Below are 20,805 nucleotides of genomic sequence, written 5' to 3'. Positions count from 1 at the left end.
ATCATGCCCTCGCTTGGCAAGATGGGATCGTCGCTCTACCTTTCACGTAGAACATGCTATCCGCAGAGATACCATGGCCAAGACATCTTTATGTTCCGGGAGTACGCGGTAGATAGCATGTGCTGGTATACCGGTCGATTAAGGGGTCATGGGAGGCAAATTTATGATACGCTGTAGCGCCATAATTCTAAGTCTGATTGCAGTTTCGGCTTGTTCAGACACCAATCGTTCCGCGCTTTCCGAAGCCGAATTGGAGGCTCGTGTAGATATCGCCTCGATTGATTTTGGAGCCGATGATGGCGATTTTGCCAATGATGGAGAATGCGACGATTCCCGCTTTCGAGGGCCTGGCATGACCATTACGCCGCTCTTAGAAGAAGACGTTATGCAGGACGCCAGCGACTGCCAAAAAGCCTACGCGGAAGGCAAATTAGTGATAGTCGAAGCAGAAGTCTTCTAGCGGAAGTTATCCGCATATGCCTGAAGCTTTAGCCCCTTGACCGGCGTCGAATGCACCCGGGCCGGGATACCGTACTTCTCGGCATAGGCCTTTGCTGCATCTTTGTCAGGGAAGGTCAAACGGACCTGGCTCTGTGTGTCACCGCTGCCGCTCCAGCCCATCAGCGGATCTGGACGCAGCGCCTCTGACCGCGCAAACTCGAGCACCCAAGTGTCGGTCTTGGCCTTGCCCGATTGCATCGCGCTTTTTGGGGTCTGAAAAATACGTGCTGACATTGTGTCCTAGTCCATCAATTATTGGCCGCCTTGCCATCAAGGCTGAGTGCGGCGCTAACTTGCCTTCGCAATAGTCCAGATTCACTCGCGATTGAAGGCGTTTTTCGTCTTTAGGCTCGGCTTCTCGTTCCATGGCTCTTCGGGCCAGCGATGCTTGGGGTACCGCCCCTTCATATCCTTCGCGACATCGGCCCAGCTGCCGCGCCAAAACCCCGGCAGATCGCGGGTCGATTGGATCGGACGTCCTGCAGGGCTGGTGAGCTTGAGCAGCAGAGGCGTGCTGCCAATCATTGGGTGGCTATCGAGGCCAAACAAAGCCTGCACGCGCACCTCAACGCTAGGCGCATCATCGCTGGCGTAATCAATCGCGTGGCGTGTCTTTGCGGGCGAAGTGAAATGGGTGGGCGCTTCTTTGTCGAGCCGTTGCCGCTCGCCCCAATCAAGCTGTCCCAGAACTGCATCTGTCAGCTGCGCTGGCTTCAGGTTCAAATCGCGCCGCCCGGTCAGCAGTGGGATAAGCCACAACTCCGCCGTCTCTGCCAAACCTGCTTCAGACAGGTCCCGTACGCCAGCGTATTTACCACGCGCGAGCAAGGGCGCAGGAAGTAGTTCCCCCAGCCTTTCCAGAGCTTTATCCACAAGGGTGTCCACAAGCGCCTGTTCATCAGGATGCTCGTCAGGGCCGGTCGCCAAAGTGATCGCCCCAAGCCGGGTTTCTCGGCGCGGCATCGCCCGGCTTTTAGCCGCATCCCAATGGATGATACGGCGCTCTTCTATCTTGGATTGGAGCGGTCCGCCGCTGTCTGGCGATGGTAGGACTGCAGCCGACATAATCCGAGCGCCCCTGGCTTGTCCGCTAGCCGCACCAATCACGATCCAATCGGCCCGAGCAATTGGAGAGGCCGGGTCCAGCACAAATCCGCGCCCGCCTGCGGAAATCCAATGCTCTCCGCTACTATCGCGGCGTTTTGCAATCATGTCTGGCCGGGCAAGAGCAAGGCATTCCTCTGCGGTGGCTTCGCCCCCGCTATTCACGCCCACCAGCGCAGCGGCCTTGCGCGCCCAGCCATCGGCAATCTTGCGTGCAGAGCTCGCGCGTTTGCTATTGTCGGTGTTCCAGCGTGACAGCCTGTGGAGCAGGTCTTCGCCGCGCCCGCCCAACCCGCGCTCTTGCAACAACATAACCAGCCGCGCGCTCGCTTCGCCCACACCTCTTGCGGCGCCATAAAGCACCGTCGCAGCGTGATCCGGTGACATCGGCATCGTGGCAATTTTCTCGCCCCACTCAGTGATCGCGCCCTCGCTATCAATCGCGCTCATCGCCTCCAGCCGTTGACGCGCGCTCGCAATGGCAGCGTCAGGCGGGGCATCCAGCCAAGCGAGCGAAGCGGGATCTCGCGTACCCCATGCGGCGAGCGACAATACCAGCGGCGCAAGATCAGCGCTGGTGATTTCCGGCGGCGCAAATGCCTGCCGACCCGCATGACCATGCTCTTCCCACAAGCGGTATGCGATGCCGGGTCCTTGCCGCGCAGCCCGCCCTGCTCGCTGGGTAGCCGCCGCTTGGCTCGCGGCTCTGGTCACCAGCCGCTGCGTCCCGGCCGCTGCGTCAAACTCAGCGTAGCGCGCAAGGCCGCAATCGACCACAACCGACACGCCATCCAGCGTCAGCGATGTCTCTGCAATCGCGCTGGCGAGAACAATACGCCGCCGCCCTTGCGGATCGCGCTTGATTGCCGCGCGCTGGTTAGCGGGATCAACCTGGCCATGGAGCGGCAGTATCGGTGTGTCTGGCAAGCGCTCCTCAAGCCGCTCTCGAACACGCTCAATCTCACGCACGCCCGGTAGGAACGCGAGAATATCGCCTTCCTCGTTCTCTCGCCGCGCTGTGAGCACCGCCTCTACCATCTGCGCCTCGATAGGCTGCACCGGATTGCTGCCCAGCCACCTGGCGGTAAGCGGGAAGCTACGCCCTTCGCTTTCGATGACCGGGGTATCTTTGCCGAGCAGCTGAGAAAAACGCGCGCCATCAATCGTCGCCGACATGGCCAAGACGCGCAAATCCTCGCGCAGGACGCTGCGTGCCTCTAGCGCAAGTGCCAACCCGAGATCGCAATCCAAATGCCGCTCATGCGCCTCGTCAAACAGGACCGCTGACACGCCGGGCAGCTCCGGATCGGCCAGGACGCGGTTGACGAATATCCCCTCTGTCACGACCAGGATTCGGGTCCGCGCAGAGCTCTTGCTATCGAGCCGGGTGGAATAACCAATGGTCTCGCCGGGTTTCTCACCCAGCATCTGCGCCATCCGCTCAGCCGCTGCGCGCGCAGCGACGCGTCGCGGGCTAGTCAGGATGATTTGGCCGGTGCACCATTCCTCGCTCAGTAGGGCTGGCGCGACGGCGGTGGTCTTACCCGCCCCAGGCGGCGCGATCAGCACAGCCGTCCAGCTCGCAGCTAAGGCTGCGCGCAGGTCTGGCAACACATGGTTTATGGGTAGCTGAGGGTCCAAGACCCTGCTCAATATCCCCGTGCGACAGCGAACTGAGCCGCCTCGGCCATAGCCGCGCGCGCCTTGCTGTCAGGGAAGATCGAGATTGCATCAATTGCTCGCTGGGCAAAGTGCTTCGCCCGCTCTCGCGTGTCATCCAGCGCATTGTGACGCTCGATCAGCTCAATCGCATGCGCCAAATCCTCGTCCGAGGTGCGGTGCCCGCCAACGGCAGCCTTCCAGAACTTGCGCTCTTCTTCATCACCGCGCGCGAAGGCGAGAATCACTGGCAGGGTCATCTTGCCCTCGCGGAAATCATCGCCCTGATCCTTGCCCATTTCGGCCGCATCAGAATCGTAATCGATCGCATCGTCGACGAGCTGGAACGCGACGCCCAGATTGCGGCCGTAATCTTCCAAAGCGCGCTCTTGCTCTTCGCTACATTCGGCAACGACCGCGCTGATCTGGCTGGCTGCGGCAAACAGAGCCGCAGTCTTTGCGCCAATGATATGCAGATATTGCTCTTCGCTAGTCTTGATCTGGCGCTGAGCGGTCAGCTGCGAAACCTCACCCTCCGCGATTACCGCACTGGCGTGGCTCAATATTTTGAGCACTTTCAAACTGCCGTCTTCGGTCATCAGCTCAAACGCCCGGCTGAACAGGAAGTCGCCGACCAAAACCGTCGCTGGATTGCCAAAAATGATATTGGCGGCGGCCTTACCCCGGCGCAGTTCGCTGCCATCGACCACATCATCGTGGAGAAGTGTGGCCGTGTGAATAAATTCCACAGCAGCGGCCAGTTTATGATGGCGGTCGCCCTGATAGCCAACCAGCTCCGCCCCGGCGAGCGTCAACATCGGGCGCAAACGCTTGCCCCCGCCAGAGATCAAATGACCTGCAAGGCGCGGGATCAAGGGGATCTCGCTCTGCATCCGCTCCAGGATCACAGTGTTGACGGAATTCATGCCCGGCGCTGTCAAAGACAGCATCGGATCAAGCGTAGGCCGCTTTCCGCGCGGCAATTGAACCACTTCAGCGCTCATATTTGCGCTGTGCGCGAGGCTCGCGCGCTTGGCAAGCGCTCAATTGCTGCTAGTTTTGCACGATATGTCCAATGATGCGCACCTGCCGAACGAGCCCGATCCAATCCTTGCCGGATTTCGCAAGAGTATCGACAATATCGATGCGGCTCTGATCCACATTCTCGCCGAGCGATTTCGCATCACTCAGGCGGTGGGAGAGTATAAAGCGAAGGCGACTTTGCCGCCCGCTGACCCTGATCGCGAGCAGCGCCAGATTGATCGCCTGCGCGCGCTGTCGGAAGACGCCAATCTCGACCCAGAATTTAGCGAGAAGTTCCTGCGCTTCATCATCGATGAGGTTATTCGCCACCACGAAAAGGCGCGCGAGGACCAGCGAGGATAAGATTTCGCTAGGCGCTATGCGCGCGGCAGGCTCAGCTTGATGAGCACACCGCCGAGATCTTCGCTTTCCTCAATCTCTACGCCGCCGCCGTAAATCTCGGCAACATCGCGCACGATGGCTAGGCCTAGTCCAGTGCCGGGCTTGCCAGTGTCCAGCCGGGCACCGCGATCAAAAATGCGCTCCCGCTCAGCCTCGGGAATGCCCATACCGTCGTCTTCGACCCAGATCACGCATGGCGCACCTTTGGCCTCGTCTTCGCTTTCCGCATCCACGGTAACAAAGACGCTGCCGCCGCCATATTTCGCTGCGTTCTCGATAAGGTTGCCGAGGATTTCATCCAAGTCCTGACGCTCAATCGCAACAATAGCGGTGCGATTGCCGGCAATATCGATCCGCGCCTGCGGATAGAGACGTTCAACAGCCCGGCGCACCGCCTCTGCACTGTCAAAAATGCTGGTGCGTGCGTGGCCAACGGCCCGCCTGCCAACCGCCCGAGCGCGGGCGAGATGGTGGTCCACATGCCGCTGCATTGTGCGGGTCTCGCGGATCACGGCATCGCCCAGATCAGGCGCGCGGGCTGTCGCCGCATTGGTCAAAACCGTCAACGGCGTCTTCAGCGCATGGGCCAAATTACCTGCATGTGTGCGCGCTTCTTCCGCCTGCTTCTCGGAGTGTTCGAGCAGACCGTTAAGCTCTTGCACCAAGGGTTGGACCTCGGTTGGAAGCGGCTCTGAAATCCTGTTCTCACCGGTTGAGCGCAGATTTTGGATGGCCGCGCGCACGCGGCGTAGCGGCGAAAGGCCAACCCGGATTTGCAGCAAGGCCATAGCCAGCAAGCCAAACCCGAGAACCGCAAAGCTCCAAGCCAAGATCGAGCGAATATTGGTGACTTGCGCTTCGAGCTCTTCCGTCGCCGAGGCAACAGCAAAGGTCCACCGCGTCTCACTCGCGGGCAAGATCACCGTGCGCTCAACAATGCGCAGCGGCTCGCCCTCGAACTGATCCGAATCGTAAAAGTGCGGATTGTTGTCGAAGTGGTCTGCCTTCAGCTCCAGCGGGCTGTCCCACAGACTGCGCGAGGTAAAGGGCGCGAACCCCTCTCCGCTCACCTGCCAATACACACCGCTATTGGGCTCGAAAAAGCGTTGGTCACCCAGTTCATTGTAGAGATAGACATCACCTTGCGGATCGATCTCTGCCGAGGCAATCAGGGCAGTGAGAACATATTCGAGCTGATTGTCGAAATTCCGCTCAACTTGGCTGGTGAGAGTGCGATCTAGCGCAATTCCGCCGACCAGCAGCAGCACGAAAATCCAGCCAGCCGCAATGAGGCCCATGCGGCGTGCAAGGCTACCAGTTTGGAGCCGAGCCTGCACCGCATCTGCCGCTTTTGCAGGCGATGCGCCCTCCGCGTCGGCCGCAGTCACCGCCTCCGCCCCGCTGGTTTGCGAAGCGAATTCGGTGCCCTGCGAACTACGCGCGGGGCGCGTCTGCGGGATCGTCGAGGCTATAACCAAGGCCACGGATCGTCGTTATCACTTCTGCGCCGAGTTTCTTGCGAATACGCGTCACGAACACTTCAATCGTGTTTGAATCGCGATCAAAGTCCTGATCATAGATGTGCTCGATCAGCTCGGTCCGGCTCACCACCTTGCCTTTGTGATGCATCAAATAGCTCAGTAGTTTGTATTCCTGAGCCGTCAGCTTCACCGGCTCACCCTTAAGTGTCACCCGGCCGGACCGGGTGTCCAGCCGCACTTGGCCAGCTGTCAGCTCAGAAGAGGTGTTGCCTGACGCGCGCCTGATTAGCGCGCGAAGCCGGGCGATCAGTTCTTCTGTTTGGAATGGTTTCGCAAGATAATCATCGGCGCCCGCATCCAGCCCCGCGACCTTGTCAGACCAGCTATCTCGCGCTGTCAGAACCAGCACAGGAAACTCGCGGCCTTCCTTGCGCCACATGCCAAGCACCGACAGACCATCAATTTCTGGCAGGCCCAGATCTAGAATCACGGCATCGTAATCCTCTGTGCTGCCCAGAAAGTGGCCATCTTCGCCATCGGTAGAGAGATCAACCGCATAGCCGGTCTGCTCCAATGTGGATTTCAATTGCTGGCCAAGTGTCGGTTCGTCTTCGACAATCAGAATGCGCATATTTCTGTCTGGTCCCTGGATCGGTGCCTGAAAAGTGAAGTGATCTCGTGCGCCTTTACGCAAAACGCGTCAAGCGAGCGGAGCGAATTGCACCCCGATTGCACCTGAGCCTGAAAGGAAAATTTGTCAGCGAGAGCGATTGATGATGCGCCCTGTGCGAGCATCGACATCGACGAACGTCACGCGGCCATCTTTGATGAATTTCAGACGATAGGCGCGTGCGGTGGAATCGTAAGCCGGGCCAAGATATTCGCTGCCCTTCATCCGGGGCAATACCCGCGCCTCGATCTGGCGCAGCGACATTTGATTGCCAGCCCGCATTTCCTTGCGCGCATTGCTTTGATCGGTCTGCGCCTGAGCAGACGCCGCGAGCAAAGGAGCGGCCGGAATTCCAACCATAGCCAGAGCTGCAAAAGCGCCAAATAGAGAGATACCGCGTTTCATGATGCTGCCCTATTTAATGGTCACGCGTTGAACACGCCGTGAATAAAGCCGCTGAGCGGCGTTCAGGCAAGGAAATTGCAACACGCATTGGCGAGGTAATCGTATGCAAGGCGCTTGCCCGGGCTTTGCCAAGCCCCTACCGCCCGCTCGTTATGGCACAACCACCAATTCTCTCCTGGGAAGGGCTCGGCCTTCAGCAAGGCGGCCGCTGGCTGTTTGGCGGCCCCGGCACTGATGGGATCGACCTGCATGTTGCCCCGCGTGACCGCTTGGCGCTGATCGGGCGCAATGGTGCTGGTAAGACCACTCTACTCAAACTGATCGATGATAGGATTGAGGCTGACCGCGGCCTGCGCCGGATCAAACCCGGCGCGCGGCTCGTGTTCCTAGAGCAGGATCCTGACCTCACCGCGTATGCCACACTGATGGACTTCGCGTTGTCCGGTGATGATGCACCAGAAGCATATGAGGTAGAATCCATCGCTGGCCAGCTTGGCATCGCCATGGACCGCCCGGCTGACACCGCCAGCGGAGGCGAACGCCGCCGCGCTGCGATTGCTCGCGCTCTGGCTCAAGACCCGGATATCCTGCTGCTTGATGAGCCAACCAACCACCTTGATCTGGGCGCGATTGATTGGCTCGAGGATTGGCTGAACCGCTACAAAGGCGCCTTCATCACGATCAGTCACGACCGGACCTTCTTAAAACGGCTGACCCGCGCGACCCTATGGCTTGATCGCGGCAATTTGCGCCGCAAAGAGGTTGGCTTTGGCGGGTATGAAGCGTGGGAAGCGAGCGTCTATGCCGAGGAAACCCGCGCCGCTGAGAAGCTCGATGCGAAGCTTAAGCTTGAGGCGCATTGGCTGGAGCGCGGAGTGACAGCGCGGCGCAAACGCAACCAGGGCCGGCTAGAAAAACTGCATCAAATGCGGGCTGCGCGCGCGGCAATGATTTCCGACACCAGCTCGGCAAAGTTGAAACTCGCCAATGATGACGATTTCAAATCGAAGTCGGTCATAGTGGCGGAGAAGGTCTCCAAATCCTTCGGCGAGCGCGAGGTTATCAAGAACTTCTCGCTGCGCATTCAACGCGGAGACCGGATCGGCATCGTCGGCGCAAATGGCGCGGGCAAGACGACGCTGCTCAAAATGCTCACCGGCGAGATGGAACCAGACAGCGGGACCGTTGAGCGGGCCCGCACACTGAGCGGCGTGATGATCGATCAGCAGCGCAAATTGTTAAGCCCAGAGGCGAGCGTGCGCGACATTCTGGCCGAAGGCGGCGATTGGATCGACGTACGCGGCGCGCGCAAACACGTTCAGGCCTATCTCAAGGACTTCCTGTTTGACCCTGGCCTCGTCGACACGAAGGTAGCCAATCTCTCAGGCGGTGAGCGTTCGCGCTTGCTGTTGGCGCGGGAGTTCGCTCGCACCGCAAATCTGCTCGTGCTCGATGAGCCGACCAATGATCTCGATCTGGAAACGCTCGATCTGCTGCAAGAGGTGATCGCCGACTTCGATGGCACTGTGCTGATTGTCAGCCACGATCGCGACTTCCTCGACCGCACCGTGACCGTCACGCTTGGCCTTGATGGATCAGGCCGCGTCGATGTGGTCGCGGGCGGGTATGAGGATTGGGAGCGCAAGCGCCGCAAGCCGATCGCCGTCGGTGCGAAAAAGAACAAGCCAGCCGCTACGCCCGCGCCGGAAAAACCTGATCAAACAAAGCCAGCGGGCAAGCTGAGCTTTAAGGATCAGCGCGATTATGAGCTGCTGCCAGCACGCATCGAAGAACTGGAAGCGGCCATCGCGAAGGGCGAGAGCATTCTTTCAGACCCCGATCTTTTCAACACAGATCCGCAGCGCTTCACCAACATCTCTAAAGGCATTGAGAATGCCCGGAAAGAAAAAGATGACGCGGAGGAGCGCTGGCTACTGCTGGCAGAAATGGCTGAGGAGTGAGCGCGGCCGAACTGAACGAGGAAATCTCCGCCTGCACAATCTGCGCAGAGCACCTGCCGCTGGGCCCGCGCCCGATAGTCCAATTCTCCGAAAACAGCCGCGTGCTGATCATCGGCCAGGCGCCAGGAACGAAGGTTCATGCCAGCGGCGTGCCTTGGGACGATGACAGCGGCGACCGCCTGCGCGGATGGCTGGGTTTTGAGAAATCCGACTTTTACGATGCGGACAAAATCGCGCTGATGCCGATGGGTTTCTGCTATCCGGGCAAAGCATCTGGCGGGGATCAGCCACCGCGCAGGGAATGCGCGCCTCAGTGGCATGACCGGGTGTTGCGTGTACTGCCGACACAGCGCCTCACTCTGCTCGTCGGAGCTTACGCTCAGGCCTATTATCTCCCGCAGGCAAAGAAGCTCTCCATGACCGAACGGGTCAGGCGCTTTGCCGATTACGCACCCTTCTTTCCGCTGCCCCACCCCGCCTGGCGTTCCGCCATCTGGATGCGCAAGAACCCGTGGTTCGAAGAAGATGTCTTGCCGGAATTGCGCCAGCAAGTGGACGCGCTGCTGACATAATTCGCCGATATTGATAATGTGGGAACACTTAGGAGAGCTGAGATGACGATTGAACAGACTGCCCAAGATTTCTTCAACGCGGTGAAAGAGGATCGCGAGGCTGACTACCAAGCCATGTGGTCCGATGACATTGTGAGCATGGAACCCGGCGATGGCCCCATGTCACATGTGCGAGGCCGCGACCAATTGCTCGAAAAGCACAAATGGTGGAACGAGAACGCCGAAATGCATGGCTTTGATATGTCCGGCCCATTTGTGGTCGGAGAGCAATTTGCCGTGAATTACTCAATGGACGTGACCATGATGGGCGAACGCACCCAATCATCGGAAACCGCTGTCTACACCGTCAAAGATGGCAAGATTGCCGAGGAACGCTTCTTTTACAACGGGTAAAAACGGCATCTGTGCGCCTGCCGCTAATTGATCCGATAATAGTCGGCGATACGGTCCAGAGCGAGTTTCAGGACCAGTTTGCCGCTGCGCGCAGGCCAGCCAAGGGTCTTTTCTGCCACTGGCAGACCCTCGCCTGCACAGACAACTCGCCAGAGGATATCCTCCAGACCTTTGCCTGCCTGCTGCAAAGCCTCGTCAAAGCGGCGCTTGGCCGCGATCTGCTTTTCACCGCTCGAAAGACCCTGCTCGCCAGTGGTTTTGATGCGCACCGGATCCCAGCGCATGGTGAGGTTCGCGGGCAACTGAGCGCGCTCATAATCGGCACGCAGTCGCTCACCCGCATCGTACAGTCGGTCTGAAATATGCCCGCGCGAATGAAGCCAACTGAGCGGGGATTCCGCCAGGTTCATTGTCACGCTGCGGCGTTTACCCTTCGCCGTGCTTTTGCTTGATTGTTCCCGCCTCGGCCCTTCGCGCGTCAGTTCGCGTTCAACCAATTCTCTTCTCATCAAATCCCTCCTTGTGCGTAATCTCGTCAAAGGGCTTGCAATGCATTGGTTCGTGTAGGAAAGGTAAAATTACCAATTTGGTTCATTTAATGGGTAAAGCATGATCAACCGCATTCGCGACATTCGCAAAAGCAAGGGACTGACTCTGGCAGAGCTGGCCGAGGCCTGTGATCCGCCGACCACAGCGCAAACCATTGGCCGGCTCGAGACGGGGATGCGCAACCTCTCGCTAAAATGGATGGAGCGGATTGCTAGCGCGCTTGGAGTGGATGCAGAGGCACTGGTTCGCTCAGAAGAAACCCCGCAGGCACAGATCGTCGCGGAGCTTACAATAGCCGGTGCAGAGGCGCTTGAAAGCCCGCGTGAGGCCATACTGCCGACCGATCTCGCCTCCAGCGAAGGCGGAGCAGCGCACATGGTGCTTAGCGTTTCTGCCAGTATCGGAGAGTTTCGCCCTGGTGACTTGCTATGGCTGCGGCAACTATCGCCAGAGGACGCGGGAAGCGCGATCAATCGCGACTGCCTCGTTCCCAGACCCGGCGGGCGCTTCGCCTTTGGACGCTTGATTGATCGCCGAGGCACGCTGGTGGGCATTCTTCCGCCTGGCGTTGGCGAAAAACAGCAGGTGGTCGATAACCCGCCATGGATCGCGGTGGCTGACATGCTGGTGCGCCGTTTGTGAGCGAGCCCATGCCTGACGCGCCCAAACATGTCGTCTCAATATCCACCCTATTTCCAAACGAGGCGAACCCGCGCTTTGGCACCTTCGTTGCGCGCTCACTAGAGGCGCTCGCCAAACGCGGCGACTGGCGCGTCAGCGTTATCAATCCGCTCGGCATTCCGCCGATTGCACTGGGCCGTTACCGCGCGCTTGCTAAACTACCCGAACACTCGATCGAAGGCGGAATTGAGGTCTACCGGCCCCGCTTCACTTTGATTCCAAAGATGGGCGCACGCCGCAATGCCAGCGCTATCGCGAAGGCCGCTCTACCGCTGATCAAGCGTATTCATGAACGCGATCCTATCCATGTGATCGATGCACAATTCTTCTTTCCGGACGGCCCAGCGGCTGCCTGGATTGCAGAGCAAATGCAATTGCCATCGTCGATCAAAGCGCGCGGCGCAGACATCAGCTATTGGTGCGGGCGCGACTTCGCCCGTGAGCAAATTCTTGAGGCCGCAGAGCGCGCCGATGGCATTCTCTCAGTGAGCGAAGCCTTGCGCGAGGATATGATCGCCTTGGGTATGAAGCGCAGCAAGATCCGCCTGCATTATACCGGGCTCGACCGTGACCGGTTTCGCCCGCTTGACCACATCGGCTTGAGGGCAAAACTGGCGCAGGAACTGGACTTCAACCTACCCGAGAAAGTGCCACTGCTTAGCTGCGTTGGCGCTCTGGTTGAGCGCAAAGGTCAAGACATCGCGATTGGTGCCCTGCCCTCGCTGCCAGAGGCGCGCTTGATCCTGATTGGCAAAGGTGAGGACGAGCGGCACCTGCGCAACCTTGCGAGCGATCTGGGCGTGGCGGACCGCGTACATTTTGCAGGCTCTATCGATCATGATTTGCTGCCGATTGTCCTTTCAGCCTCCGATGCGATGGTTCTGCCCACTCGCAGCGAAGGCCTCGCCAATGCGTGGGTTGAAGCGCTGGCTTGCGGCACCAGGGTAATCACCTGCGATGTCGGGGGCGCGCGCGAAATTATTACCAGTGATGTGGCGGGTTATTTGATTGAGCGCACGCCGGAAGGCGTGGTGGACGCGGTCCAATCCCTGATGGCGAAACCCGCCGACAGGCAGCAGGTTACCACGATGGCAGAGCGTTTCAACTGGACAACCAATGGGGCGCAGTTAGCCGAGCACTATGCCAAGCTAGCGGGCACCAAAGCCTAACGATCGAAGCGCGCTTACGCTTCGCCGCGAGCGATCTTTTCCTGCCGCTCTTCCTTGGTTTCCTGAGGCACAAAGCTGTTCGACGTTACGCCCATCCAGATCAGCACCGGCGCCGCCAAATAGACGCTAGAATACGTACCGATGAACAGCCCAGCGGTGATCGCCGCGACTAGACCAAACAGGCTTGCCGGGCCGATCAGCAGCAAGGGAACAAGCGCAACCAGCAGGGTCAGCGAGGTCATCACCGTGCGGGCAAGTGTTTCATTGACCGAGAGGTCGAGCAGCTCTGGCAGAGGCATCTTGCGATACTTCTTCAGGTTTTCACGAATGCGGTCGTAGACCACAATTGTATCGTTCAACGAGTAACCGATGATCGCCAAGATCGCGGCGATGATCTGGAGGCTAAATTCGAGCTGGAAGAGTGCGAACATGCCCAGGGTTACCGAGACATCGTGGAACAGTGCGAACAGACCGCCGACGCCAAACTGCCACTCAAACCGGACCCAAATGTAAAGCGCCACAGCGAGCATAGCAGCCAGCAGCGCCAGCACGGCATCCTGACGGAACTCTCCAGAAACCTTGCCGGATACCGAATCAACACCGTCGATCCGAATATCCGGATAATTCGATTTCAGGCTTTCCGTGATCGCTGCTGTCATCTCGGCAGCAAACTCAGGATTGCCTTCCGCCTCAGGCGGTAGCTTCACCCGGATCGAAACCTCATTTGGCGCCCCAAAGGTCTGAACAACGGGCGAGCCGACATTTTCCAATGCGCCCACACTCTCGCGTAGCTCGGCAATCGGAGCTGTTTCTGTTTGAGTGAAGGTTGCGCGGATTTCCTGACCGCCGGCGAAATCAACGCCGTAATTGAGGCCATTGACCAGCACCAATGCCCAGCTTGCCGCAATCAGCAACAGACTGAAAATGAAGAACGGCACCCGCAAACGCAGGAATTTGATGTTGGTGTCTTCAGGAACGAGTTTGAGCAGTTTCATGTCTAATCGTCCTCTAAATGTTGATGTCGCTGGGGCGCGTTTTACGCAGCCATCCGGCGACCCACATGCGGGTTAGGACAAGCGCGGTGAAGACGCTGGTGAACAGGCCGATCACAAGGACGACGGCAAAACCGCGCACCGGACCAGAGCCGAACAGGAACAGCAAAACACCGGCGATGAAGTTGGTGATGTTGGCATCGTAGATCGCGCGGCTGGCTTCTTTATAGCCGTTCTCGACCGCCGCGACGACGCGCCTACCCCGCTTTCGCTCTTCGCGTATTCGCTCGTTAATCAGGACGTTGGCGTCCACTGCTGCGCCGATTGTTATCACGAAACCGGCGATACCCGGCAGGGTCAAAGTGGTGTTGAGCCCAGCCATCAAGCCGAGAATGATCAGCACGTTGAACACCAGAGCGATAGTCGCATAGATGCCGAAGCGGCCATAGGTCGCGACCATCAAGGCGATTACCGCAACCGAACCAATCAGCATGGCAAGCAAGCCCTTGCGGATGGAGTCGGCGCCAAGGTCCGGCCCAACGGTGCGTTCTTCGATCACTGCAAGCTCAACCGGCAGTGCGCCAGAATTCAGCGCGATCGCCAAGTCAGCCGCGCTTTGAGCGGTGAATGTGCCAGAAATCTGCGCTGAGCCGCCGCAGATTGGCTCGTTGAAATTCGGCGCCGAGATGACTTTCTCATCGAGAATGATCGCAAATGGGCGATCAACATTCTCGGTGCTCAAGGTGCAAAATTTCGATGCGCCTTGCTGGTCAAACTGAATGTTGACGACGTTCTCATTGTTCTGCGGGTTAACCCCAGCCTGCGCATTTGTCAGGCTGTCTCCGCGAATGCCGCCCAGCCGCCGCACGGCAACCATCTGTCCAGCAGTGGGGGTTTCGTCCGAGTAAGGAAACGCCTGGCTGCCCGGAGGAACGATCCCCGCCTGAACGTCAGTTGGCAAAGCGTTGAGATCCACCAATTTGAATTCAAGCTTCGCGGTCTTACCCAGCAGCTCTTTCAATTGGTCGGGATCTTGAAGGCCTGGCACCTGAACAACGATACGCGTGTCGCCTTGGCGAATAATCGTTGGCTCGCGTGTGCCCAAACCATCGATACGTTTGCGGACCACCTCGGTCGCGCTGTCCATCGCATCGGTAACGGCCTGTTCAATCCCATCTTCGGTTGGAGTGAGGACCATCCTCTGGCCATCGACCACCCTTAGATCCCATTCGCGCACCAGATTGGTGCCCATCATCACCGGCTCTAGCAAGCCGCGCACGCGATCAATGTCGGCTGGCGTGTCGAGCATAAACGACAGCTCGCCGCCCGATGTAGAGATGTCCCCGATCCGAATACGCGGTTCCGCCCGGCGCATTTCGCCGCGAACGGTCTCTTCCATATTCTCGAGCCGCTGCGACGCGACCTCGGCTGGGTCTGCCTCCAGCAGAATGTGGCTACCGCCAGCCAAGTCTAGGCCGAGATTAACCTGAGGGTTGGGCAGCGCCTCTGGCCATTCCACATTGGCGGCGGCAAACAGCGATGGCATGGCCGCTAGCACTGCAACAAACGTCAGGCCCCAGAGCCAGAACTTCTTCCATGTCGGGAAATCGAGCATTTTGGTTTCGTTCTAATCCGCGTGACAATGAATGGTAATGCGAGGGGTTGGCCCGGCGGCCAAAGATCAATCGTTGGCTGGCTTTCCGCCTGGCTGGAGCACATCACCAATGGTGTGCTTCACAGCTTTCACGCGGACATCCTTGGCCAGCTCGAGCTCGACATTATCGTCGTTCACCTTGAGCACTTTGCCTATAAGGCCGCCTGCAGTGACCACTTGATCGCCCCGCTTCAAGCCTTCGACCTTTTGCTGATGCTCCTTTTGCCGCTTCATTTGCGGGCGGATAATCAGGAACCAGAAGATCAGGATCATGCCAAGGATTGGCAGCCATTGCAGCCATCCCGGAGGCGCTTCCCCGGCGCCAGCAGCAGCAAGAATATCAAGCATGTCGAATTAGCCCGTCAAAAATACAAAATCGCAATCATGAAGGTGGAAAATCGCAGCGCCATCGCCCCGCAGTCTCTCCGTCTTCATTGGTCAAGTGGGCGCGCCTAGCAGCAATGCAAGAGCCTCGCAATCGAAGGCCGTTCAATGTGTCCAATGTGCGCACAATTTTTGCCGCCCAATATGCGCGCTTGCATGGCCCATGGCCTAGCCCTATAGCGCCGCCTTCCACTGGTTCCGGGACGTAGCGCAGTCTGGTAGCGCATCACACTGGGGGTGTGGGGGTCGCTGGTTCGAATCCAGTCGTCCCGACCAGTGGAGCGTTTGTCGAATTTTTGACGATTCCGCTTTCCAATCTGAAATTTCCATTCATGGGCCTTTTCGGAACTTGCGTTGGAAAGGCACGCTTGATGCACCCTATGGGCTCTAGATTTATTCTTTTGTGCGGCGCTGCGAGCGTTATTTGCGCTACGCCAGCTGCAGCCCAAAGCGCGGCTGAGCCAGTCACAACGCCCGGGGCTTCGCAGTCTTCCGCCGCCGAGAATGCTGTTGACACTGGTGCCGATCCTGACACCCGAGCCACTTTCACTCTAGCAGATTTTGAACGTTTCGCCCCTCGTAATGCGCTGGACATGGCGCAACAGGTTCCTGGCTTCACCATCCGTGAGGGCGGTAATGATCGCGGGCTTGGACAGGCGGACACCAACGTTCTGATCAATGGCCGCCGAATATCTGGCAAGTCGAATGGCCCGGTCGATGCTCTCCAACGCATCCCCGTCGAAGATGTCGTGCATTTGGAGTTGGTTGACGGAGCCAGCCTCGATATCGGCGGATTGTCAGGCCAAGTTTTGAATGTAATCACCCAAAGCACCGGCCGCATCACGGGCCAGTTTCGCTACTCGGCAGAATGGCGCTCCTCGGGCGTCCCATTTCGCTGGAGCGATGGCCAGGTCTCGCTGGCCGGCGGCGGTGAAAAGACGGAATGGACCCTCGCCCTAGAAAATGATGCTGGTCGGCGGGGTAATGCCGGAATTGAGCGCGTCTTCGATGGCGCGGACATTCTAATCGATACGAGGCGGGAAGGCTCGAACTTCAACTCAGATCGTATCACTCTTTCTGGTTCCTTTGCTCGCACTGCTGCCAATAGCAATGTCTTGAATTTTACCGGGCAAGTTGGCGGTTTGCTGTTTAATCAACGTGAGATTTCCGAGCGCTCCGGCACAATTTCTGTCAGCGACCGGCTTCGCGAGTTCACAGCAAGCGAAGACGAATTCAATTATGAACTGACCGCAGATTACAGCTTCGCCCTTGGCGGAGGGCAGCTCAAACTGATTGGCTTCACCCGCTACGAAGACAGTCCAACCCGCTCTGCAGTGCTGACAACCTTTGTCGACGGCTCCGCGCCCGAGGGCTCTGTGTTCACCCGCGATGCGGACGAAGGCGAGACTATCCTCCGCTCTGAGTATAGTTTTGCGGGCCTAGGCGGAGATTTCCAATTTGCGTTGGAAGGCGTGCGCAACTTCCTGGACATCAATTCTACCTTTGAAGAGCGCGATGACAGCGGCGTTCTCCAACCGGTCGAATTTGAGGGCGCAACCGCCCGGGTTGAGGAAGACCGCGCTGAAACCAGCTTAACCTACAGCCGAGCGCTCTCTCCCAGCGTTCAATTGCAGGTCTCGGTTGGCGGCGAGTATTCCAAGATCCGCCAGTCGGGTGCCTCGGGCCAAACACGCAGCTTCCAACGTCCGAAAGGGTTCATCGCGCTCGACTGGAATGCCAACTCCAGCCTTGATCTATCAGGCCGGGTCGAACGCCAGGTCGGCCAACTGAGCTTCTTCGATTTCATCGCCACGACCAATCTCGATCAAGACCGCACCAACGTCACCAATTCCAATCTGGTTCCGCCGCAGAGCTGGCTGTTCGAGGTTGAGGCCAGCCAGAGCTTTGGTGATTTGGGCTCGCTCAACCTGCGCAGCTTTTATGAAGACATTAGCGACATTGTTGATCTCATCCCGATTGAAGGTGGCGGACAGGCTGCGGGCAATATCGATAACGCCTCAATCTATGGCCTATCCGGAGAGCTTACACTGCTGTTCGACCCAATCGGCATCAAAGGTCTAAGGCTTGATACCGAAATCGAATATTCCAAGAGCGAAGTGCTCGATCCTCTGCTGGGCACTCCGCGAGAAATTTCAGACCAACGCTACCTGGAATTTGAAGCCGAGCTGCGCCAAGATTTTACCGGGTCGCCGTGGGCAATTGGCGCGGCTTTCTTTGCTGACGACAACAGAGCCACAGTTCGTTTGGATGAAATCGCAGATCGCACCGACAGTCCGGGATTTTTGCGAGTGTTCGTCGAGAACAAAGACGTCTTCGGGCTGACAGTACGCGGGCGGATTGCCAATCTGCTGGACCAGCGCGACAATCTCGATCGCACGATCTTTATCGACCGTGCGGCTGGTATCATAGAGTTTCGCGAAGAGCGCCGCCGCCGTTTTGGCACCATCTTCTCGGTCGATATCGAGGGCTCTTTTTAGTGAAAGCGTGCGCCTAACCTCCTATGCTTGCGCCGTCTCACTGCTCGCCCTAACCACGCTGAGGCAAAGGGGATAGATCGATGACATTGCGAATGCGTTCCTGGCTGTTTGCCCCCGGCGACAGCGAGAAAAAAATGACGAAGGCCGCCGACAGCGCAGCGGACATCGCTTTGCTTGATCTAGAAGATTCGGTCGCCCCAGAAAACAAGCCTGCAGCGCGAGAATTGGTGCGCGATATGATCGCGAGCCGCGAAAACAAGGCACGCATTTGGGTGCGCGTAAACCCACTCTCAGGCGGCGAGACAGAGCGCGATCTTGATGCCATTATGCCATCCGGGCCGGGCGGTATCTTCCTGCCCAAGGCGGAGGGCGGACACGACGTTGCCACCTTGGACGCAATGCTGAGCGAGCGCGAAGAAAAGGCGGGACTGGAGCCTGGTTCAACCCGCGTCGCTGCTCTGGTCACCGAAACAGCCGCCGCCATGTTCACGACCGGCACCTATGACGGAGCGCCGCGGCTGGTGGCAATGAGTTGGGGCGCAGAAGACCTCTCATCAGAGCTCGGCGCGCAAGAACAGCGCGGTCCGGACGGCGAATACTCCCACGTCTATGAAATGGCTCGGAGCCTGTGCTTGCTCGGCGCGGTGAAGGCGCAGGTCGCGCCAATTGAAACGGTTCAGCCAGAGTTTCGCGACCTTGATGCGCTGCGGACGCGAGCCTTGAACGTAAGACGGCAGGGCTTTCGCGGAATGCTAGCGATTCATCCCGCTCAGATCGAGCCCATAAACAGCGCCTTCACACCCAGCGAAGACGAGCTCACCCACGCCCGTTCAGTGGTCCAACTATTCGCCGATAATCCTGGCGCAGGCACCCTCGCCCTGGATGGCAATATGCTTGACCGGCCGCATTTGGCGCTCGCTCAGCGGATATTGGCGGAAGCAGGCGAATAACGAATTAGGAAATTTACTTTTCCTACTTGAACCAATTTGGTTATTTAAGATGCGACTCATGATAAGGAGCTGCGCTAATGGCCATTTTGGAAACGCTGATCGGTCCGATCACATCAATCATCGACAAGATCATTCCTGACAAAGAAGCGCGCGCCCAGGCCAAGCTTGAACTCCTGCAGCTCGAGGGCACTCAAGAGCTGCGGCTGATCGAGACGCAAATCTCAGCGATTATCGCCGAGGCAAAGTCAGTCGATCCCTGGACGAGCCGAGCGCGCCCCAGCTTCCTCTATGTGATGTATGCCATGATATTGTGGGCATTGCCGATGGGTGTGCTAGCCGCGTTCAACCCTAGCGCAGCCACAAACATCGCGGCGGGCATGAACGCCTATCTCAACGGCTTGCCTGAGCCGCTCTACGCCCTGTTTGGAACTGGCTACCTCGGCTACACGGCCGCTCGCCAATGGGGCAAAGTGAAAGGCGTGGATCAATAGTTTTTCGGCCTCAACTGCTGATGCAGACTTGAGCTTGCCGATTGCCCCGCGCTAAGCGGACCTGATGACAGAAACTTCTGCAGCGCCGTCCGGCACCGTCTACGTTCTCAACGGCCCCAATCTCAACCTGCTCGGCCTGCGCGAGCCTGAGATTTATGGCTCCGATACGCTCGACGATATTGCGGGCGTGCTTGAGGACAAGGCGCGAGAGCACGGCCTTACGATTGAGATGCGGCAGACCAATTACGAAGGAATGCTGGTCGATTGGCTCCATGAAGCGCAGGCTGAAGGTGCGCGGGCCGTCTTGCTCAATGCAGCCGCCTACACACATACCTCTATTGCACTGCTCGATGCCATCCGTGCGATAACCACCCCGGTTATCGAAGTGCACCTCTCTGATCCAAAAACGCGAGAGGACTTTCGTCACCTTTCCTATGTCGGGATGGCAGCGGCGAAAACCATCGAGGGGCATGGAGCGGCGAGCTATACAATTGCGCTAGATGCGGTCATCAACGGCGACGTTTGAGCGACACGGAAATGAGCCGACGCGCGGTTTGTAAGGCCTAAACCCGCTACCGACAGCGCCAAATCCGCACGCCCTGCTGAGCATGATCAGCCGTCAGGAGCGGCAAAACCTTCCCATGCCACTTGCCAGCCGCAATTTGCGGGAATAATCACCCTCACAATCACGCTGCACCCCAGTTTGCGATCCCGCAAATGACCGCAGCAGACACAATAAGGGGCCCCCATGGCGACCAGCAAAACAAATGGCGGACGCAAATCCGGCATGGATGTTGACACCAAACTCGTTCGCGAACTCGCAGAACTGCTGAACGAAACCGGCTTAACCGAAATCGAAGTCGAAGAAGACCACCGGAAGATCCGCGTTGCACGCGGTGGCTTTGCGCCTGCTGCGATCAGCGCGCCGGTTGCGGCTGCTCCAGCTCCAGCCCCAGCCCCTGCCGCCGCTGCACCAGCCGCAGCGCCAAGTGCCGCAGAGGCTCCCGCCGACGAAAGCGAAAACGCAATGCTCTCGCCGATGGTCGGTACAGTCTATCTCGCGCCGGAACCTGGCGCAGACGACTTCATTAAGGTCGGTGCCTCCGTCAAAGAAGGCGACACCTTGCTGATTATCGAGGCGATGAAGGTGATGAACCCGATCCCTGCTGATAAGTCAGGCACGATCAAAGCTATCCTGGTCGAAAACGCGCAGCCGGTCGAATTTGACCAGCCGCTGGTCGTGATAGCGTAAAGCGCGCGAGGAAA

General features: G+C 58.4%; 22 protein-coding genes and 1 tRNA gene. 13 read left to right on the top strand and 10 right to left on the bottom strand.

Features of this window, described 5'->3' with window-relative positions; all coding sequences use genetic code 11:
* Positions 1 to 148: 148 nt before the first annotated feature.
* Positions 149 to 460, top strand: coding sequence for a hypothetical protein (locus AC0V6V_RS13645; RefSeq protein WP_486165879.1), 312 nt, complete (start codon positions 149 to 151; stop codon positions 458 to 460).
* Here AC0V6V_RS13645 and AC0V6V_RS13640 read toward each other — a convergent pair.
* The 3 genes from AC0V6V_RS13640 to AC0V6V_RS13630 form a co-directional block, all read right to left on the bottom strand.
* Complete coding sequence (locus AC0V6V_RS13640) at positions 457 to 735, bottom strand: ETC complex I subunit (RefSeq protein ID WP_486165878.1); 279 nt, start codon at positions 733 to 735, stop codon at positions 457 to 459. The genes AC0V6V_RS13645 and AC0V6V_RS13640 overlap by 4 nt on opposite strands.
* Before the next feature lie 81 nt (positions 736 to 816).
* Complete coding sequence (gene hrpB / locus AC0V6V_RS13635) at positions 817 to 3,246, bottom strand: ATP-dependent helicase HrpB (RefSeq protein ID WP_486166376.1); 2,430 nt, start codon at positions 3,244 to 3,246, stop codon at positions 817 to 819.
* 8 nt (positions 3,247 to 3,254) lie between these two features.
* Positions 3,255 to 4,268: a polyprenyl synthetase family protein gene (locus AC0V6V_RS13630; protein ID WP_486165877.1), complete on the bottom strand. Its 1,014-nt coding sequence runs from the start codon at positions 4,266 to 4,268 to the stop codon at positions 3,255 to 3,257.
* 64 nt (positions 4,269 to 4,332) lie between these two features.
* Here AC0V6V_RS13630 and AC0V6V_RS13625 point away from each other — a divergent pair, with 64 nt between their 5' ends.
* Positions 4,333 to 4,650 carry a chorismate mutase gene (locus AC0V6V_RS13625; RefSeq protein ID WP_486165876.1) on the top strand — a complete coding sequence of 106 codons (318 nt, stop codon included), beginning with the start codon at positions 4,333 to 4,335 and terminating at the stop codon, positions 4,648 to 4,650.
* 14 nt (positions 4,651 to 4,664) lie between these two features.
* On the opposite strand, the gene AC0V6V_RS13620 is transcribed toward AC0V6V_RS13625, so the two are convergent.
* The 3 genes from AC0V6V_RS13620 to AC0V6V_RS13610 form a co-directional block, all read right to left on the bottom strand.
* Entirely contained in the window at positions 4,665 to 5,987 is a 1,323-nt protein-coding gene (locus AC0V6V_RS13620) for a sensor histidine kinase (RefSeq protein WP_486166105.1), read from the bottom strand.
* 136 nt (positions 5,988 to 6,123) lie between these two features.
* Positions 6,124 to 6,801 (bottom strand): response regulator transcription factor, encoded by a 678-nt coding sequence (locus tag AC0V6V_RS13615; protein WP_472639193.1) that lies wholly within the window; start codon positions 6,799 to 6,801, stop codon positions 6,124 to 6,126.
* A 126-nt stretch (positions 6,802 to 6,927) separates the two neighbouring features.
* On the bottom strand, positions 6,928 to 7,245 hold the full coding sequence (locus tag AC0V6V_RS13610; protein WP_486165875.1) for a PepSY domain-containing protein: 318 nt from the start codon (positions 7,243 to 7,245) through the stop codon (positions 6,928 to 6,930).
* A 152-nt stretch (positions 7,246 to 7,397) separates the two neighbouring features.
* On the opposite strand from AC0V6V_RS13610, the gene AC0V6V_RS13605 reads away from it, so the two are divergent.
* From AC0V6V_RS13605 to AC0V6V_RS13595, 3 genes are read left to right on the top strand one after another with little or no spacing between them, the layout of a single operon-like run.
* Positions 7,398 to 9,206 (top strand): ABC-F family ATP-binding cassette domain-containing protein, encoded by a 1,809-nt coding sequence (locus AC0V6V_RS13605; RefSeq protein ID WP_486165874.1) that lies wholly within the window; start codon positions 7,398 to 7,400, stop codon positions 9,204 to 9,206.
* On the top strand, positions 9,203 to 9,778 hold the full coding sequence (locus AC0V6V_RS13600; protein ID WP_486165873.1) for a uracil-DNA glycosylase family protein: 576 nt from the start codon (positions 9,203 to 9,205) through the stop codon (positions 9,776 to 9,778). Before AC0V6V_RS13605 ends, AC0V6V_RS13600 begins: the two co-directional genes overlap by 4 nt.
* A gap of 42 nt (positions 9,779 to 9,820) precedes the next feature.
* On the top strand, positions 9,821 to 10,171 hold the full coding sequence (locus AC0V6V_RS13595) for a SnoaL-like domain-containing protein (RefSeq protein ID WP_486165872.1): 351 nt from the start codon (positions 9,821 to 9,823) through the stop codon (positions 10,169 to 10,171).
* A 23-nt stretch (positions 10,172 to 10,194) separates the two neighbouring features.
* Here AC0V6V_RS13595 and AC0V6V_RS13590 read toward each other — a convergent pair whose 3' ends face one another.
* A complete protein-coding gene (locus AC0V6V_RS13590; RefSeq protein ID WP_486136890.1) occupies positions 10,195 to 10,680 on the bottom strand; it encodes a DUF6456 domain-containing protein in 486 nt (161 codons plus the stop codon).
* 100 nt (positions 10,681 to 10,780) lie between these two features.
* Here AC0V6V_RS13590 and AC0V6V_RS13585 point away from each other — a divergent pair, with 100 nt between their 5' ends.
* Both AC0V6V_RS13585 and AC0V6V_RS13580 read left to right on the top strand, forming a co-directional pair.
* Positions 10,781 to 11,362, top strand: a complete 582-nt coding sequence (locus AC0V6V_RS13585; RefSeq protein WP_486165871.1) for a helix-turn-helix domain-containing protein — start codon at positions 10,781 to 10,783, stop codon at positions 11,360 to 11,362.
* 8 nt (positions 11,363 to 11,370) lie between these two features.
* Positions 11,371 to 12,570: a glycosyltransferase gene (locus tag AC0V6V_RS13580; protein WP_486165870.1), complete on the top strand. Its 1,200-nt coding sequence runs from the start codon at positions 11,371 to 11,373 to the stop codon at positions 12,568 to 12,570.
* Positions 12,571 to 12,584: 14 nt separating this feature from the next.
* Here AC0V6V_RS13580 and secF read toward each other — a convergent pair whose 3' ends face one another.
* From secF to yajC, 3 genes are all read right to left on the bottom strand, one after another.
* The gene (gene secF / locus AC0V6V_RS13575; RefSeq protein ID WP_486165869.1) at positions 12,585 to 13,565 is read right to left on the bottom strand and encodes a protein translocase subunit SecF; all 981 of its coding nucleotides are present in this window, start codon (positions 13,563 to 13,565) and stop codon (positions 12,585 to 12,587) included.
* Positions 13,566 to 13,578: 13 nt separating this feature from the next.
* A complete protein-coding gene (gene secD / locus AC0V6V_RS13570; RefSeq protein WP_486165868.1) occupies positions 13,579 to 15,177 on the bottom strand; it encodes a protein translocase subunit SecD in 1,599 nt (532 codons plus the stop codon).
* 66 nt (positions 15,178 to 15,243) lie between these two features.
* Entirely contained in the window at positions 15,244 to 15,564 is a 321-nt protein-coding gene (gene yajC, locus AC0V6V_RS13565) for a preprotein translocase subunit YajC (protein WP_486165867.1), read from the bottom strand.
* A gap of 235 nt (positions 15,565 to 15,799) precedes the next feature.
* Between yajC and AC0V6V_RS13560 the strand changes: the two genes are divergently transcribed.
* The 6 genes from AC0V6V_RS13560 to accB all read left to right on the top strand — a co-directional run bounded on the left by AC0V6V_RS13560 (position 15,800) and on the right by accB (position 20,791).
* Positions 15,800 to 15,876 (top strand) — tRNA-Pro (locus AC0V6V_RS13560).
* Between the two features lie 56 nt (positions 15,877 to 15,932).
* Positions 15,933 to 18,098, top strand: coding sequence for a TonB-dependent receptor plug domain-containing protein (locus tag AC0V6V_RS13555; protein WP_486165866.1), 2,166 nt, complete (start codon positions 15,933 to 15,935; stop codon positions 18,096 to 18,098).
* 80 nt (positions 18,099 to 18,178) lie between these two features.
* Positions 18,179 to 19,048: an HpcH/HpaI aldolase/citrate lyase family protein gene (locus AC0V6V_RS13550; RefSeq protein ID WP_486165865.1), complete on the top strand. Its 870-nt coding sequence runs from the start codon at positions 18,179 to 18,181 to the stop codon at positions 19,046 to 19,048.
* Between the two features lie 77 nt (positions 19,049 to 19,125).
* Positions 19,126 to 19,539, top strand: coding sequence for a holin family protein (locus AC0V6V_RS13545; RefSeq protein ID WP_486165864.1), 414 nt, complete (start codon positions 19,126 to 19,128; stop codon positions 19,537 to 19,539).
* A gap of 64 nt (positions 19,540 to 19,603) precedes the next feature.
* Positions 19,604 to 20,065, top strand: coding sequence for a type II 3-dehydroquinate dehydratase (locus AC0V6V_RS13540; protein WP_486165863.1), 462 nt, complete (start codon positions 19,604 to 19,606; stop codon positions 20,063 to 20,065).
* Positions 20,066 to 20,287: 222 nt separating this feature from the next.
* Positions 20,288 to 20,791 (top strand): acetyl-CoA carboxylase biotin carboxyl carrier protein, encoded by a 504-nt coding sequence (gene accB, locus AC0V6V_RS13535; RefSeq protein ID WP_486165862.1) that lies wholly within the window; start codon positions 20,288 to 20,290, stop codon positions 20,789 to 20,791.
* Positions 20,792 to 20,805: the final 14 nt, after the last annotated feature.

This window comes from Erythrobacter sp. S249 (assembly GCF_057364975.1).
The sequence above is the reverse complement of the archived record's forward strand: the minus strand, read 5'-3'. Positions and strand labels throughout refer to the sequence as shown.

Excerpts from the sequence above, each read along its gene's own strand:
- AC0V6V_RS13645 (WP_486165879.1), top strand. The coding sequence starts at position 149 with ATGGGAGGCAAATTTATGATACGCTGTAGCGCCATAATTCTAAGTCTG.
- AC0V6V_RS13640 (WP_486165878.1), bottom strand. The coding sequence starts at position 735 with ATGTCAGCACGTATTTTTCAGACCCCAAAAAGCGCGATGCAATCGGGC.
- AC0V6V_RS13630 (WP_486165877.1), bottom strand. The coding sequence starts at position 4,268 with ATGAGCGCTGAAGTGGTTCAATTGCCGCGCGGAAAGCGGCCTACGCTT.
- AC0V6V_RS13625 (WP_486165876.1), top strand. The coding sequence starts at position 4,333 with ATGTCCAATGATGCGCACCTGCCGAACGAGCCCGATCCAATCCTTGCC.
- AC0V6V_RS13620 (WP_486166105.1), bottom strand. The coding sequence starts at position 5,987 with ATGGGCCTCATTGCGGCTGGCTGGATTTTCGTGCTGCTGCTGGTCGGC.
- AC0V6V_RS13615 (WP_472639193.1), bottom strand. The coding sequence starts at position 6,801 with ATGCGCATTCTGATTGTCGAAGACGAACCGACACTTGGCCAGCAATTG.
- AC0V6V_RS13610 (WP_486165875.1), bottom strand. The coding sequence starts at position 7,245 with ATGAAACGCGGTATCTCTCTATTTGGCGCTTTTGCAGCTCTGGCTATG.
- AC0V6V_RS13605 (WP_486165874.1), top strand. The coding sequence starts at position 7,398 with ATGGCACAACCACCAATTCTCTCCTGGGAAGGGCTCGGCCTTCAGCAA.
- AC0V6V_RS13595 (WP_486165872.1), top strand. The coding sequence starts at position 9,821 with ATGACGATTGAACAGACTGCCCAAGATTTCTTCAACGCGGTGAAAGAG.
- AC0V6V_RS13590 (WP_486136890.1), bottom strand. The coding sequence starts at position 10,680 with ATGAGAAGAGAATTGGTTGAACGCGAACTGACGCGCGAAGGGCCGAGG.
- AC0V6V_RS13585 (WP_486165871.1), top strand. The coding sequence starts at position 10,781 with ATGATCAACCGCATTCGCGACATTCGCAAAAGCAAGGGACTGACTCTG.
- AC0V6V_RS13580 (WP_486165870.1), top strand. The coding sequence starts at position 11,371 with ATGCCTGACGCGCCCAAACATGTCGTCTCAATATCCACCCTATTTCCA.
- secF (WP_486165869.1), bottom strand. The coding sequence starts at position 13,565 with ATGAAACTGCTCAAACTCGTTCCTGAAGACACCAACATCAAATTCCTG.
- secD (WP_486165868.1), bottom strand. The coding sequence starts at position 15,177 with ATGCTCGATTTCCCGACATGGAAGAAGTTCTGGCTCTGGGGCCTGACG.
- yajC (WP_486165867.1), bottom strand. The coding sequence starts at position 15,564 with ATGCTTGATATTCTTGCTGCTGCTGGCGCCGGGGAAGCGCCTCCGGGA.
- AC0V6V_RS13555 (WP_486165866.1), top strand. The coding sequence starts at position 15,933 with ATGGGCCTTTTCGGAACTTGCGTTGGAAAGGCACGCTTGATGCACCCT.
- AC0V6V_RS13550 (WP_486165865.1), top strand. The coding sequence starts at position 18,179 with ATGACATTGCGAATGCGTTCCTGGCTGTTTGCCCCCGGCGACAGCGAG.
- AC0V6V_RS13545 (WP_486165864.1), top strand. The coding sequence starts at position 19,126 with ATGGCCATTTTGGAAACGCTGATCGGTCCGATCACATCAATCATCGAC.
- AC0V6V_RS13540 (WP_486165863.1), top strand. The coding sequence starts at position 19,604 with ATGACAGAAACTTCTGCAGCGCCGTCCGGCACCGTCTACGTTCTCAAC.
- accB (WP_486165862.1), top strand. The coding sequence starts at position 20,288 with ATGGCGACCAGCAAAACAAATGGCGGACGCAAATCCGGCATGGATGTT.